The sequence below is a fragment of the Paenibacillus sp. J31R120 genome (genome assembly GCF_056269225.1).
Map to the genome: position 1 here is coordinate 598,953 of NZ_JBWDNN010000002.1, position 14,419 is coordinate 613,371.

Genomic DNA, 14,419 nt, shown 5'->3' on the forward strand with positions numbered 1-14,419 from the left:
CCCCCCTTTGTATATCAAAGTTTTGCATAAGCCAGATTATACCGTTACAATATGGATAAAAAAATTGAATGTTTATAATGACATAGTTGAATTAATTTCATGAACCATAGGAGGGACGGGAATGAGTCTCATCAAGTATCAGGTTTTCAGTCAGGTGGTCGAGCTGCGGAGCCTTACGAAGGCGGGGGAGAAGCTGAATTTGACGCAATCCGCTGTCAGTCATGCCGTATCTAGCCTGGAGGCCGAATTCGGACTGAGTCTTCTAAAAAGAAGCAAATCAGGAGTCTTGCTAACTACCGATGGGGAGCGCTTAATTCCGCATATCCGGCAAGTATTACAGTTGAACGAGAAGTTAAAGCAGGAAGTGGCCGCATTAAAGGGAGTAGAAATGGGTACGGTTAAGATCGGCACGTTCTCTAGTGTAACCATTCATTGGCTGCCGCTTATCATCCAGGATTTTCACAGTCAATGCCCAGGTATTGATATCAAGCTGCTGGATGGAAACCACGCCGAGATGGAAAAAATGCTGCTAGACGGCTCAGTGGATCTGGGGTTTATCACATTGCCTACCCGTGAGGGCTTTCATGTAGTTCCTCTGAAGAAAGACAGGATGATGTGCATGCTGCCGATGAACCATCCTCTTGAGCGCCAAACCGTAATTAAGGTAGAACAACTTGGGGATGAGCCTTTTATTATGCCGGTTTCAGGGTGCAGCGCCGATGTGCAAAGAATCTTCTCTCAGCATCAAATTCAGCCCAACATCAAATATGAATTAGAAGGGGACCATGCCATCATCGCAATGGTCCAAAACGGTTTAGGGGTAAGTATCCTTCCCGAGATGGCTGTATCGCAACTGACGGGCCATGTATGCTGTCGGCCACTCGAAGGGGAGTATGACCGAACGATCGGTGTTGCTATTCCTTCTTACGAAACGGCGTCTCCTGCAGCAAAAAAGCTGTACCATTTCATTACACAACGGGTCGAGCAATATATCGTCCATACGACATAAGCTGATGGTGGATAGTGAAACGAAAAAGACTGAGCAAGCAAACGCTTGTTCAGTCTTTTCATGTAAGAAAGTATGGAGTGCAATAAGCAAATTAAGCTAATTTTATGATTAAACACCCACCGGAATTTTTTCGTAAGCAATCTTTTTGATCACTTCGTGATGCTCGGGATATTGGGCCAGTAATTCTGACTGGGTGAAGAGCTCGAAATCCTGAAAATCAAAGCCTGGAGCAACCATGCATCCCACAAGCGAGAAGGTGTCGGGCTCCATAACGGAGGAGCCGAAGATTGAATTTTTGGGAACGAGATATTGCATCGTTTCGCCATTTTCCAAGTTGCTGCCCAGTTTGATTTCCTCATAGGCGCCGTTCTCGTGAATGACATGAATCGTTAGCGGGCTGCCTGCATGATAGTACCACAGCTCGTCCGATTTCAAACGGTGGAAGTGTGAAATATCCTGGGAGCGAAGCAGGAAGTAAATGCTGGTGTACAGCCAGCGATGGCCATTAAATTCAACGGAAAGCTCCTGATCCGTAATCTTTTCTTCGCCTTGATAGGTGCGTTTATAATAACCGCCCTCGGGATGAGCGTTTAATTCCAGTTTGTTAATCCAATACTCGGGACTAGTTGCCTGCATGCGATCAAATCCTTTTTTTAAAATTTTGAATTTAATTATAATACCATTGATTGGGCTATTTAGCGACATGAAATACATGCAAAAAGCCGCCATTCGGCGGCTTTCATCGCTATGCTCACATCGTTACGCGGTCGGCGCTTCAGTCGTAATCATCCATCTGATGCCGTATTGATCCTCGATTTGTCCGAACAGGGAGCCCCAAAACGCTGGTTCCAACGGGCAAATGATTTTGCCGTCTTCAGCCAGCTTGGCGAATGCTTCACGAGCTTCCTCCTCCGTTGCAAACTCGAAGGACAGGTTGATGGCGTTTCCCCGAACGACAGGCTCAAATACGGAATCGGACATCATGAAGTGAATGCCTCCGGCAACCAAACGCAGATTCACGACCTTGTCCTTCAGCTCTTCCTTTGCACCAGGTAGCTGCCCATGTGTCATGACGGATTGAATCCCCCCTCCAAGCGCCTCTATATAAAACTCAGCTTGGGCTCTTGCATTCTCCGATACAATATAAGTAGTGTACTTTGCCATTTTACTTAACATCCTCTCATCGATTGGTTTGACTGTTGTTAACCAGCCTCTATGAAGACAACGAATGAGGAACGACAAAATCGACAGCTTTAGATAAATATTTTTTTCGGGCCAAAGAGTCAAGATTGTAACTTATTCCTTTCTGAAACGTGAATAGGTCAGAACATGGCGCCATGAGCTAGCAGAAAAGGGGGATGCACGGTCGATACACACGCACTGGATCTTATATATCGTCAATACGGACAGGACTTGTACCGTTACCTGTACTCCCTCGCCGCCAGCCCCCAGGTTGCCGAGGATCTGATGCAGGACACCTTCTACAAAGCCTATGTCTATCTGGAGAGCTACGACAACGAACGGATTAAGCCCTGGCTGTTCAAGGTCGCTTATCACGCCTTTATCGACTGGCAGCGCAAGGAGCGGCGAAGCACGCCTTACGAGCCTGCATGGATGGAGCAGACCGTTGCCTCCGGCGAGACGGCACGGAGCGCTGAGCAAGAGGCGCTGGCACGCGAAGCGACGGAGAGCTGGATGAGTCTGCTGGGCAAGCTCGCGATGAACAAGCGGCATGTCGTACTGCTGCGCGACCATTATCAGCTATCCTACCAGGAGATTGCCGATATTACGGGCTTGACCCTCTCCAGCGTTAAAATAAACATTCATCGCGGACGCGAGGAACTGCGGCGTCTGATCAAGCAAACTTACGGAGGAGGGATAACCTATGACTGACCGATTATGCAAAGAGATGGAGCCGGTCTGGGACCGCTACCTGAGAGGAGACTGCACACCGGAGGAAGAGCGTCTGTGCGAAGCGCATCTGGAGCAATGTCCGGCCTGCCAGGATAGACTGGACCAGGCTATGGCTGCCCAAGCGCCGCTTGTTCCTCACGCGACGACTGAACAGGCTGGACCCTCCGATGGCAAACAGCAGCGCTGGATGAGAAGAGCCAAGTGGAGGAACCGCGTGAGCACGTCGGTTAATCTGCTTTCCGCTTTCATCCTGCTGTCCATTCTCTCAGGCATCACGACCGGATTGCTCTATGGCTTGGGCGGATCGTCCAGCACCAGTGAACGGCTGCCCAAGGTATTAGGGACGGCTGTCGGCATGACGGTGCCCAATCTGAATGTGAACAGCGGCGGGGTCAATACCGGACTCTACTTGAACCTTTCCATGGAATACAAGATGAGCAAGCAGGTTGGGAGGCAGCAAGAGCTGTACGGCATCCTGCACGGGGATATGCGGTTCAACCTGTTGAATGTGAAGCGCGAATGGTTCGGCGGCGGCTATCAGAGCAATCTCTACTTTGCATACCCGGAAGCTCCAGGGACGCTTACGGATGAGGACCGTCAATATGAGCGGGAAAGAGATAACGAAGTATGGCAGGCGCTGGAGATGCTGCCGGAAGGGACGGTATCCGAGCTTGCCATCTCGCTGGATGCGGCCTATTCACTGGAGGAAATCTATGGCATGTTCCAGAATTATGATATGGATCTTGTCTGGTACGCCTTTGATACCGGGCTTGAGCAGGCTGGCGCAAGGCAAGGCAACTTCTTGAGCGGCTGGAGCGGGGAGCTGTGGGGCATGAGCAGCGACTTGATGCTACGATATGCCAATTATAGCAGCGGACTTCAGGTGTGGGGCGATGGCCCGGCTAAGGAGCAGGCATTCCTGCGGGGCCTTCAGGAGCTGCAGAAGAATGAGCGCTGGGTCCGCAAGATCGTTCACGCCGATCCCAAGCTTCAGGAGCGGATCGACTATGTGAGCGAGCATGGCGCCAGAAGCTACGGCCTAATTGTGACCGGCCCGACGAAGGAGCTGCTGAAGCTCCGCGAGCATAAGCATGTCACGCGTCCCGCGCTGGGCGAGACCGACTGGTGGAACTGGTACCAGACGAGTTATAGCAGCGTGCAGTATTAATCGTTTTGGTTCAATCCTGTCTGTTGATCGCGCGGTAACCTTGCGATTGACGGGCAGGATTCTTTTTTATGCAGGAATAACCTCTCATTCGCTAGACAAAAACGTTCTATTGAAGTAGAATGAAAACAACATATTCTACTGTAGTAGAACGCAAACGGAATGAGGGGTGCTCCAAATGGTGATGAAGCTGTTCGATAGCGAGCTTAACATTATGGAAATTTTATGGAGAGAGGGCGATACGACCGCCAAGAGAATAGCGGAAATGACGAAGAGAGAAGTAGGCTGGAGCAAAACAACGACCTATACGGTTATTAAGAAATGTCTGGATAAAGGGGCGATTGAACGACACGAGCCCAACTTCGTTTGCCGTGCGGTTGTGACGAGAGAGCAAGCACAGGAGCATGAAACGACAGAACTAATCAACAAGATGTATAACGGTGCGCCTGACAGGCTGATTGCTTCGCTTCTGGGGCAGAATCGGCTGACGAAGGAAGAGATCAATCGCTTAAAACAACTGATCGAGAACATGGAGTGAGTCAGGGGATGTCACTGCTTCAGATGAGTTTTTCGGCTTCAGTCTTTATTGTTGCGGTTGTGCTCTTTCGTTTCTTGCTCCTTCACAAGATACCGAAGATTGCTTTTATGCTTCTTTGGTGCGTTGCATTATTCCGGCTGCTTGTGCCGGTTTCGTTTCATTCGCAATGGAGCATTTTTACGATGATTAACTATGTAGGTGAGAGGTTCAAAGTACAAGCGATTAATCCTGCAGCGGACCATACATCCTCGGTAAATGGCGAGTCGCTTTTTATGCCGCCAATAACAGATCATATAGCCATGCCAGCCGTACCGCTACATACGGCCTCGTCAGTATCTCCCTTTGTGTGGTTGTGGCTTGTTGGTTTTACGCTTTGCGCATTGTATTTTATCATCCCGCACGTAAGATCACGTCATCATTACAGAATGTCGTTGCCGGTAAAACATGATTTCATCCAGCAATGGCAGCAGTCCAATCCTTTATGGCGCAAGGTGCAGATTAGGCAATCAGAGGGGGTTGTGACACCGCTCACCTATGGTATTTTGCAGCCAGTGATCCTTTTGCCTAAGAGTATGGATTATACAGACGAAAGAAGGCTAGCGCTTATTCTTGCCCACGAATATATTCACATCAGACGATTGGATACACTCAAAAAGTGGCTGCTTGCGGCCAGTCTGTGCCTTCATTGGTTTAACCCACTTGTGTGGGTGATGTACGTTCTTGCGAATCGTGATATCGAGCTATCCTGTGATGAGAAGGTAATAAAGATATCTGGGGACAACATGAAATCCGCCTATGCAATGGCGCTTGTCCATATGGAAGAGAAGAAGAGCGGACTGTCTCCGCTGACCAGTGCATTTGCTAAAAATCCGATCGAAGAAAGGATTATCTCGATTATGAAAATGAGAAAAAACTCTATCGCGGCGAGTCTGCTGGCTGTTGTCATTGTAGCTGGCGCCGTTGCGGTCTTTGCGACTTCTGCTCTGGATAATACGGAAGCGGCAGCAAGTGTCGATAAGACTACGGCTGAAAGCGCACTCGCCTCTTATCAAGGAGAAGCCTCAACTGCATTGATGCCGCTTGATCTAACCTTCACCCAATCGGATGTGCCTACGTTGATTGATCAGCTTAACGCTTCAGCCTATAGGGCGGTTTATATCGACGACAAAATCTATTTGCGTGTAACGAATGACAACGCCATTCAGATTAGTAAGGACAACGGGGCAGTCTGGAAGACATATGATACAGAGGGTATTGACGCTAAGGAATTTGCGAGCTGGCTTCTGGCCAATGATCCGAATCCGGGTTACTCCATCAAAGAAATGCAGAGCCGCTTGGCGAACGGGGCGGAAGTAGAGCATTTGGTGTTTGAGGACGGCAAGGAAATGTATATTGTCATTGATGGGACCGGCGTCCGGATTGTGCTCGTCCAACCTGTCAAATTAGCGTCTGTCTTGCTTGATGGGCAACGAATGATGATTACGTCGGAGAGAGTCCCTATGCCAATCTCGGCACAGATGCTGCAATCCTTTTATGATCTGCTCGTTGCCAGCAGCATACTAACAGTGGCTCAAGCCGAACAAGACTATTCGGAAAGAATTAATCATCTGCAAGAGAATGATACGTACTTTACGGTAGTGAAATAAAGAAAACTTACTGCATGCCAGACCATTACGTCAGCCGGACTTTAAGAGTTCGGCTGGCGTTTTTTTATGCCGAATACCTGTCCTTTAGTCTATTGTCTGCTGAGCCTATGGACAGGTGGAATACTAGGTCTGGACTATTACCATTGCAGAAATTGCACTCTGATAGCGGACTTGGCTTGCAATCCGGAGCTGCAGTTTTTGATATGGAAGGTTCTGTAGTATGATCAAATGAGCGGCAAAATCCAAAATCACTTCACATCTCGAACTGTGCTGCCGATACCAACAATACCTATCATTTTGCAGGCAAACCTTTGCTGAGAGGAGAGAATGGATGTATTCTCAGTTTATTTTATTAGCGGTTGTAATGATCTTCATCATCGGTCGGCTGATCGGGACAAGGATTAGCTTTTTGAAGCAGGTGATGGCATCGCTTCTCAGTGTCATCGTGACGTCTGCCGTCTACTACTACGTGTACTTGCAATACGACAAGTCTGATGAGTTCGGATTAGCAGGGTGGCTGTGGCTGCTCAGTATGGTGATCGTATCGCTGCTCTTTTATTTGTTCTTTGAGATGTTCGATCCGATTCCGATCGGAGAGAGAGGCGAGCGGCTTACCGATACCAAAAATCCGTTCAAGCGCCTATCTGCCTGGTGGAAGCGCCAGCGCAGATATATTCAGGTGCTATTCATTGCGATTCGATATGGCGTAGGCAAAAATCTGGCACTCAAACGAACACCCGCCTCGGATCAAAAGCTCGCTGTATCGCTCCGCAAGACATTAGAGGCTTGCGGCGGATTTTTCATCAAATTCGGTCAGGTTCTATCGACGAGATCGGATCTCTTGCCTCCGGCTATCGTCGAAGAGCTGTCGCACTTGCAAGAGAATGTTGTGCGTCTGACGACGGCTCAGGTGGAAGAAATACTAGCCAAGGAGCTGAATCAGCCCCAAGACGACATCTTCGGGACGTTCGAGATGGAACCGCTCGCCGCGGCTTCCATTGGACAAGTTCATCGCGCCACTTTGCTCGATGGCGGGAAGCAGGTTGTCGTCAAGCTGCTGCGTCCGGATATATCCTCCAAGCTGCAGCGCGATCTGGACATCCTGGTGCGCTTCGCGGCTTGGGCGTCGGGCAAATCCGCCTGGGCCAGAAACATCGGCTTTCTCGAACTGGCTCAAGGCTTCTCTGCTGCGATGAAGGAAGAGACGGACTTTCGGATTGAGGCCCGCAATTTCGCGCAAGTGACCGCTTCGCTCCTTCATAGTCCCTCCAAAGTCAAAATCCCGCATGTATATCGAGAGTACAGCAATGCCAAGGTACTCGTGATTGAATATATGGAGGGGGCGAGCGTCAAGAGCGGCACCGCCATTCTGGATGAACGCGGCATCGATCGCCTAGAGGTTCAGCGGCGAATCTTCGATTGCATGCTGGAGCAAATTTTCTTCAAGGGCATCTTCCATGCCGATCCTCATCCCGGCAATGTCTACATTCTGAATGACGGGACTCCGGCGCTGCTGGACTTCGGCTCTGTCGGGCGGCTTGGAACATTGCAGCTTGATGCGCTTAAGCGGCTGTTGATCGGATTTGAGAAGCGAAGTCCTTATATGATCAAGGACGCACTGCTGCAGCTGGTCGAGACGAAACAGGAGATCGACCAGGATGATCTGGAGCAAGCGATTAGCCAACTGCTCGTTCAGACCGCATATGACGCGGCAGGTGGTTCGGATGCGTTTATACAGGGGCTGTTCCGCATGATTGGAGAGTTCGGATTATCGTTTTATCCCAATGTGGCAGGAGCGTTCCGCTCGCTGATCACCCTTGAGGGGACGATGATGCAGTTGAATCCTTCCTTTAGCCTGATGGACGAATCGCGGCGGTTTGCAAGAGAGCATTCGGCGCAGTTCCTTCCGATCAGTTCCTCTACGGACTTGAAGGAGACGGCGACGAATGAGTTGTTGGAGTTGCTGCCCGTAATCCGCAGGCTGCCGCGGCGGCTCGATCATCTAGGATCGATGCTGGAGAAAGGCGAGTTTTCCGTCAAGGTAGGCTTTTTCTCCGACAAGGCCAATGCTTCATTCGTGACCAAATGGATCTCGCAAGCGCTGCTTGCTTTTGTCGGGACGGCGTTCGGCGGGATATCCATCGGACTCCTCAGCGTAGGGGAACGTACATCGGATGATGCATTCAATATGGTGACCATGTTCGGTTATACGGGCATCTTGATCAGCGCAGTTCTGCTTATCCGAGTTGCCATTCATGCGGTGCGTCATCTGAAGCAAGTGAAGGAATAGATTAAATAAAACCGGCCACTCCTCACTGCTCCTTGCAGGGAATGGCCGGTTTGTTTTTATGTCAAGATCGGGGTCAAATGCTCGATTGCCATGGAGCGTATGCGCTCGGTTTCCGGGATATGGTCGTATAGAAGATGGCCTTTGTCTGAACGTTCTAATTGCTCGCGCATGGCCGCATTGCGCCGCTTGCCGGAATCGATGAAGCGGAAGTCGATCTGCCGCAACCGCTCCATATTTTTCAAGGGCTCGAAGGCCTCTGCTTTAATTGCTGTATTGATCTCCTTCAGTTCTAGTGTCTCAACCTGCTTTGCCGTCCAGAGATTCTGAATGTCGCGCAGAGCTTTCATGTAATCAAGCTCCAATTGCCGAAGGTTGTCCAGCTTGGAGAAGTCGCATAAACGCTCAACCTTTGGCAGCGATAGATGCAAGAACTCCAAGTTGATCAGTGTCCCCAGCGGCTCAATATCCGTCAGATTGCGCACAGAAGATAGTTTTAGCATGCTCACATTGGAATGGGCTAGCACCTCAAGCGATTCCTTTAAATCGCAGCTGTCGATGGATAGATACTTGATGAGCGGAAGCTCGTTTACGAAGTTCAACTGGTCTATGGAGCAGTTAAGAACAAGCGTCTCCAGGCGAATGCATTCAGCGATCGGTCCCAGATCCTTGAATTTTCCATGCAGCTCTAGATAGGCTAGCTGCTTGTAGCTGTGGATGAAGGCCAGTTCTAACGGTTTCTTGGGTGAGCTAATATTAAGGAATTGCAATTGCGTCATCGAACCAAGCATGGACAAGTCCTGCGGTTCGCGGAGATCCAGTCGCAAAGCGGCAACATGCTTCAAGGACGCAAGCGTCTCTAGAAACTCCTCTGAATATCGGGTCTTCTCATCCATCGTTGATAGGTACAGAATAAGATCGGGCCGTTTGGCGAACACCCGTGCATCCAGTTCAACCAGATCCTCCAGCGTGTCCGCGCCAACTCTGAAGCTGACGGTCGCCCGGTTTCGCAGATGCTTAACCGCCTGAATCATTTTCGCTGCCTCCCAGGGAACGCCTTGTATAGAAGCATGCCAGATTTCATTCATGATTGGTCACCTCGTATATCTATCCTAATTTCCGCTAATTGTAAATCAATACGGTTAGAGCAGGAAGAAGTTTCCCCGTTTCAATGCCATTTGCGAAAAAAACGATGATTGTGTTTATGATTTGGAGAGGGAAGGACGTCAATTGTTTGGAGAACCATTTGGTGTAATGGCTAAGTAAACGTTATACGGCTTCATAATAGCTAAACCTGCTTGAACGGTGCTTTTTTGTACGAAGCCTATGAAGGGAATTGTAGGTATCCCACTATTGAAATTGTCGGCTTCCCTCGGAGCGGGATTAAGTCGATAGGATCGACTTAAAAGTAGTATATGCCCCCATGAGCGGGGAATAAGTCGGTGAGATCGACGTAAAAGCGTAACATCCCCTTGCTAGCATGAATGAAGTCGATAGAATCGACTTCAATGCAGCATATCTCCTCAAGAGAAGGATTAAGTCGATAGGATCGGCTTCAAAGGTGGTAACTCCCCTCAGGGGAGGCAGTTAATCGGCAGAGGAATATTGAAGCAAAAAAGCTGAAAATCTCGGAGTACAACCTGTACTCCGAGATTTTTTGTTAACCTGCATCTTTCGTACGGTTGGCCTTCACATGTTTAAGCTGCGCCACGATGATGACGCTAATGATGACCAGAAGAAACCATGAGCTGATCTTGCTGAAGCTGACGAGCTGCCAGGTTTCATGCTGGTCGGGATACTTCCAGGCGTTGAAGAAGGTAGCGATATTTTCGGCCAGCCAGATGAAGAAGCCCACAATGATAAAGGCTAGCGACAAGGGCATACGATAAGTGGTAGCCCGCACCCGGTAGATAATCCATGTTTTCCAGAACACAATGAAAACCAGCCCCGTCAGCCACCAACGAAAATCGGGAATAAAGTGATGGGTGAAAAAGTTAAGGTAAATGGCCCCGCCCAGCAGCATTGAAGGTACGATTCCGGGCCAGCCCGTCATATCCATCCGCAGTCTCCGCCATATTTGGCACATAAAGCTTGCCACGCTCGCATACATAAATCCGCTGTAGAGCGGGACGCCGAACAGCTTCGTATACCCAGGGTCCGGGTATGCCCAGGACCCCATATGCACCTTATACAGTTCAAGTGCTAATCCGATCACGTGAAACAGACAGATGACTTTGATCTCATCCAGCGTCTCGAGCCCGCTGCGGTACATGAGGTATTGCACACCCAGCAGAATAAGCAGAATGGCATCATACCGATGCATGAAAGGGATATCTATGACAGTTGAGAGCGCTAAGGTCCCGAAGATCGCAACAGGAAAGATGCAGCTCATCGCCTGGTGATAGCCAAAGTGTAATAGTTGAATAGCAGGTCTCATTGGGTTGTCTCCCCGCACATTAATTTTAGAATGCTCTGGTCATTCCCTATCATAAGGGGGCGGACTGTTCGGAAAAAGAGAAATTAACAGGCGGAAAATTGCTTATTTTTCAGAGACCACTGCACTGGATGCGGTGTGCCGAATGAATGTATGGTTGATTGTTCCACGTTCAAAATTGATTTAAAAAAATGATTCCCTACCTCGCAGCAAGAATCTTGGCTATTATTTTTTTGAAAGGATATTCAGTGAAGAGGGGATAGTTATGGCAGGGTTATTTCATATAGATTCAGATGAAAAAATAAATAAAACCTTAATGCAGTTAAAGAATGTAGCATTGAAGGCACTACAGAACTATGACTTGGATTGGGAACAGATTCGGTTTAATCAATTATCAGATACTTGTACATTTATCATTCAAACCAGTATAGACGGCTCCTTTTTACTCCGAATTCATTCAGCAATGAATAACGAAGAGATTATTTCCGAATTGGTTTGGTTGGATGCTTTGAGCGAAAAGATTGAGGTTCCTCTTCCTAAGGGAGTTTTGGGTCGTCATGGGATCAGAACGGTAAGAATTGATCAAGAGGACGGTTCCCATCTTTTCGCTTCACTAATGCGCTGGGTGGATGGTGTGCACGAGAGTGGAGAATTTACTGAGGATCAAGTCTATAAAGAAGGGGTTCTATTAGCAAACCTTCATCAAGCATCACAGCAATTCGTGCCACCCTCAAACTTTACACGTCCTGTATGGGAAGAGCATAGCTTTAGACAAGCCATGGATCGTTTAGCGCAACATTATAATCGCTTTCTGACAGATGCAGAATTTTCATTGTACCAGTCAGCGGCTGAGAGGATACTCTCTAGGATGAGCAATCTTCGCAAGGACGGACAGAGCTACGGATTAATCCATGGTGATCTGCATCAAGGTAACCTCGTATTTTCTAATGGTGAGCCTAGACCAATCGATTTTGGAAGATGTGGGTTTGGCTATTATCTTTATGATATAGCGCATACCATTCTGGGACTTTATCCCGCTCAAAGGGAGATCGTTATAAAAGGCTACGAGAGCATCAGAAAATTGGGAGTCGAATGGCTTTCAGAACTAGAGACTTTCACCGTAATGGTAATGATCGAAAACTATAGTCACCATGCACCTGATCCAAGGGAAACAGAGGGACTAAAAGAAGAACAGCCCTATGCACAAGCCATAATAAAAAAATACTTAAATGGAATGCCATTTTTATTTCATGCGATTGAGATTTAAAGATTAAATATATGGATCTTCTCTCGCATGTTGTCATCTAGCAACAACATCGCGAAGATGCTATGATTTTGTAGGAAGCTTTGTCGAACCGAGTCGATAGCTGCCCGATAATCATGTGCACAGGAGGCCTCAGAAGTGGATACAAGACAATGGATGTCGATCTTGCTTTTTATTTCGGCGGGATTGATGGTGGTAGTTGCTTGTTTATCTTACCGGAAGCGGCATCTCCCTGTTGCCAAAACGATGATTCTGATCATGCTGGGAGCGGCATGTTATGCCTCCGGCTATGCCATAGAGCTATTGAGCAGGAGTCTGGGCGAAGTCAAGCTATCTCTGCACATTCAGTATGTTGGCATTCCTTTTGTAACCACACTCTGGCTTATTCAGATTATCCAGTTCACCGGAACAGCAGCCCGTTACCGGAAACAGCTTATATATGCGCTTCTTGTGATTCCCTTCTCTGTCTTCATCGTCCATCTAACGAATGACTGGCATCATCTCCTCTATGAGCGTTATGTCCCTAATGCAGCAAGTCAAATTCCCTTATACCTAACGGTCAAAGGACCTTGGTACAAGCTACATACCGTATATAATTATGCTGTCCTGCTAGGCGGAATTTTGCTGTCTTTACAGATGTACCTTCGAGCGTTGCCGATGGTTCGCAAACAAATAGCGATCCTGCTGTTAGGTGCGATTGCGCCTATGGCGCTTAATCTTTGTTTTTGGCTGGGAATTAGCGTCGACTTGACGCCATTCGGGTTCGTCATTTCGGGAGTCGCGTATATGTGGGGCATTCTGCGCTTTAATCTGCTGCGATTAACACCGCTCGCACTTGCCAAGGTATTCGAGACGATTCGGGACGGTATTATTCTGTTGGATTATGAGAACCGGGTCGTAAGTTACAATGGAGCGGCTGAGAATGTCCTTCCCGAGCTTGGCAGGGATAGACGTTACCCCTCCCTTGTGACTGAGGTTTTGCCTGACCGTCCAGAGCTGCTGGCCCGCATTGAAGCAGCCGGTACAAGCGATGAACGCTTCCCGTTCGAAAAGCAGCATGACGGTGGTATTAGCTATTATTATTGCAGCTTATCGTTTATCTACGATACGGGCAACGTACCGATCGGGAAAATACTGATGTTCAACGATATAACGGAAATAAAGGAAAACGAGGCCCGGCTGCGTGAGAATGCTCGACAATTGTCGGAGCTCAATGCGTTTAAGGACAAATTGTTTACGGTGATGGCGCATGAAATTCGAGATCCGATCGCACTCCTGGTTAGTCTGACCGAGCTTCTGGGAGATGAATTGACCGCTGCGGATATCGAGCATGCGGAGTTGATGCGGGAACTGAAAGGACAAGTACAAAGCACCTTCTACCTCGTCGATAATTTGTTGGACTGGTACCGCAGTCAGAAGGGAAGAGTCGCGTTTCGTCCGGTAGGCTGGAATTTGCAGCAGGTTGTCCGTCAGGCTGTGACGCTTGAAGGAACAAAGGCGGGCATGAAGCATATCCGGCTTACCGAGCAGGTAGGTGATGAGCTAACGGTTATTGCAGACAAAGAGATGCTGGATCTGATTTTGCGCAACTTGCTCTCGAATGCGATCAAATATACGGGTATTGGCGGCGAGATCAGAATCAGCGCCGTGCTGGACGGCGATACGATCATCGTGCATATAAGCGATAATGGAACAGGAATCGATGAGCAAACGGCAGAAATGCTTCGTCTGGAGGAACCATTCTTCAAGGTAAGGAGCAATGGCGATGATACGGGAGATACAAGATTCGGACTGGTGCTGACTCGCGAATTTGTTCGTATTCATGGCGGCAGCTTGTGGTTCGACAGTATTCCCGGCAAGGGAACGACCTTTTCCTTTACTTTGCCTCGCTCTTCTGGCGGACAAGGAGAACTGGAGCAGGAATATCTTTGATAAAAAAATATAAATGACCCCAAAAACCCGTGAGGCCTCGTCCTGCACGGGTTTTCGATATCTTTCGACAGATTTATTCATAATTCTTTTATTCGTCCCCGGTAGAGTGATAGTTGAACTCTATTATTCAATAATCAAGTCTTAGGGCTGCAGCGATTTATGCGATTTCACTCATGAGAGCGGTCATGCGGCAGTCAAAGACCAGTTTTTTATGAAAAGGGGTATTATGG

12 protein-coding genes are annotated in these 14,419 nt (G+C 48.4%); 8 read left to right on the forward strand and 4 right to left on the reverse strand.

Annotation, left to right across the window (positions count from 1 at the left end):
• Window positions 1–121: 121 nt before the first annotated feature.
• On the forward strand, window positions 122–1,009 hold the full coding sequence (locus AC0YNW_RS09245; RefSeq protein WP_475831694.1) for a LysR family transcriptional regulator: 888 nt from the start codon (window positions 122–124) through the stop codon (window positions 1,007–1,009).
• Window positions 1,010–1,117: 108 nt separating this feature from the next.
• On the opposite strand, the gene AC0YNW_RS09250 is transcribed toward AC0YNW_RS09245, so the two are convergent.
• Entirely contained in the window at window positions 1,118–1,645 is a 528-nt protein-coding gene (locus tag AC0YNW_RS09250; RefSeq protein WP_475831695.1) for a cupin domain-containing protein, read from the reverse strand.
• Between the two features lie 123 nt (window positions 1,646–1,768).
• A complete protein-coding gene (locus AC0YNW_RS09255) occupies window positions 1,769–2,173 on the reverse strand; it encodes a VOC family protein (protein ID WP_475831696.1) in 405 nt (134 codons plus the stop codon).
• A gap of 216 nt (window positions 2,174–2,389) precedes the next feature.
• On the opposite strand from AC0YNW_RS09255, the gene AC0YNW_RS09260 reads away from it, so the two are divergent.
• The 5 genes from AC0YNW_RS09260 (at window position 2,390) to AC0YNW_RS09280 (ending at window position 8,562) form a co-directional block, all read left to right on the forward strand.
• Window positions 2,390–2,902, forward strand: a complete 513-nt coding sequence (locus AC0YNW_RS09260; protein WP_475832197.1) for a sigma-70 family RNA polymerase sigma factor — start codon at window positions 2,390–2,392, stop codon at window positions 2,900–2,902.
• Complete coding sequence (locus AC0YNW_RS09265; RefSeq protein WP_475831697.1) at window positions 2,895–4,091, forward strand: anti sigma factor C-terminal domain-containing protein; 1,197 nt, start codon at window positions 2,895–2,897, stop codon at window positions 4,089–4,091. The genes AC0YNW_RS09260 and AC0YNW_RS09265 overlap by 8 nt, the downstream gene beginning before the upstream one ends.
• Before the next feature lie 175 nt (window positions 4,092–4,266).
• Window positions 4,267–4,626 (forward strand): BlaI/MecI/CopY family transcriptional regulator, encoded by a 360-nt coding sequence (locus AC0YNW_RS09270; protein WP_475831698.1) that lies wholly within the window; start codon window positions 4,267–4,269, stop codon window positions 4,624–4,626.
• A gap of 23 nt (window positions 4,627–4,649) precedes the next feature.
• A complete protein-coding gene (locus AC0YNW_RS09275; RefSeq protein ID WP_475832198.1) occupies window positions 4,650–6,272 on the forward strand; it encodes a M56 family metallopeptidase in 1,623 nt (540 codons plus the stop codon).
• A gap of 331 nt (window positions 6,273–6,603) precedes the next feature.
• On the forward strand, window positions 6,604–8,562 hold the full coding sequence (locus tag AC0YNW_RS09280) for an ABC1 kinase family protein (protein ID WP_475831699.1): 1,959 nt from the start codon (window positions 6,604–6,606) through the stop codon (window positions 8,560–8,562).
• A gap of 56 nt (window positions 8,563–8,618) precedes the next feature.
• On the opposite strand, the gene AC0YNW_RS09285 is transcribed toward AC0YNW_RS09280, so the two are convergent.
• Window positions 8,619–9,647, reverse strand: a complete 1,029-nt coding sequence (locus AC0YNW_RS09285; RefSeq protein WP_475831700.1) for a leucine-rich repeat domain-containing protein — start codon at window positions 9,645–9,647, stop codon at window positions 8,619–8,621.
• A gap of 572 nt (window positions 9,648–10,219) precedes the next feature.
• A complete protein-coding gene (locus AC0YNW_RS09290; protein WP_475831701.1) occupies window positions 10,220–10,996 on the reverse strand; it encodes a DUF817 domain-containing protein in 777 nt (258 codons plus the stop codon).
• A 262-nt stretch (window positions 10,997–11,258) separates the two neighbouring features.
• Here AC0YNW_RS09290 and AC0YNW_RS09295 point away from each other — a divergent pair, with 262 nt between their 5' ends.
• Together AC0YNW_RS09295 and AC0YNW_RS09300 are read left to right on the forward strand one after the other, a co-directional pair.
• Window positions 11,259–12,260 carry a phosphotransferase enzyme family protein gene (locus AC0YNW_RS09295; RefSeq protein WP_475831702.1) on the forward strand — a complete coding sequence of 334 codons (1,002 nt, stop codon included), beginning with the start codon at window positions 11,259–11,261 and terminating at the stop codon, window positions 12,258–12,260.
• A 135-nt stretch (window positions 12,261–12,395) separates the two neighbouring features.
• Window positions 12,396–14,189 carry a sensor histidine kinase gene (locus tag AC0YNW_RS09300; protein WP_475831703.1) on the forward strand — a complete coding sequence of 598 codons (1,794 nt, stop codon included), beginning with the start codon at window positions 12,396–12,398 and terminating at the stop codon, window positions 14,187–14,189.
• Window positions 14,190–14,419 lie beyond the last annotated feature (230 nt).

What these genes read in the sequence shown, in the direction of transcription:
- AC0YNW_RS09280 (WP_475831699.1), top strand. Translation starts at nt 6,604, where the DNA reads ATGTATTCTCAGTTTATTTTATTAGCGGTTGTAATGATCTTCATCATC.
- AC0YNW_RS09275 (WP_475832198.1), top strand. Translation starts at nt 4,650, where the DNA reads ATGAGTTTTTCGGCTTCAGTCTTTATTGTTGCGGTTGTGCTCTTTCGT.
- AC0YNW_RS09270 (WP_475831698.1), top strand. Translation starts at nt 4,267, where the DNA reads ATGGTGATGAAGCTGTTCGATAGCGAGCTTAACATTATGGAAATTTTA.
- AC0YNW_RS09285 (WP_475831700.1), bottom strand. Translation starts at nt 9,647, where the DNA reads ATGAATGAAATCTGGCATGCTTCTATACAAGGCGTTCCCTGGGAGGCA.
- AC0YNW_RS09250 (WP_475831695.1), bottom strand. Translation starts at nt 1,645, where the DNA reads ATGCAGGCAACTAGTCCCGAGTATTGGATTAACAAACTGGAATTAAAC.
- AC0YNW_RS09255 (WP_475831696.1), bottom strand. Translation starts at nt 2,173, where the DNA reads ATGGCAAAGTACACTACTTATATTGTATCGGAGAATGCAAGAGCCCAA.
- AC0YNW_RS09290 (WP_475831701.1), bottom strand. Translation starts at nt 10,996, where the DNA reads ATGAGACCTGCTATTCAACTATTACACTTTGGCTATCACCAGGCGATG.
- AC0YNW_RS09265 (WP_475831697.1), top strand. Translation starts at nt 2,895, where the DNA reads ATGACTGACCGATTATGCAAAGAGATGGAGCCGGTCTGGGACCGCTAC.
- AC0YNW_RS09295 (WP_475831702.1), top strand. Translation starts at nt 11,259, where the DNA reads ATGGCAGGGTTATTTCATATAGATTCAGATGAAAAAATAAATAAAACC.
- AC0YNW_RS09245 (WP_475831694.1), top strand. Translation starts at nt 122, where the DNA reads ATGAGTCTCATCAAGTATCAGGTTTTCAGTCAGGTGGTCGAGCTGCGG.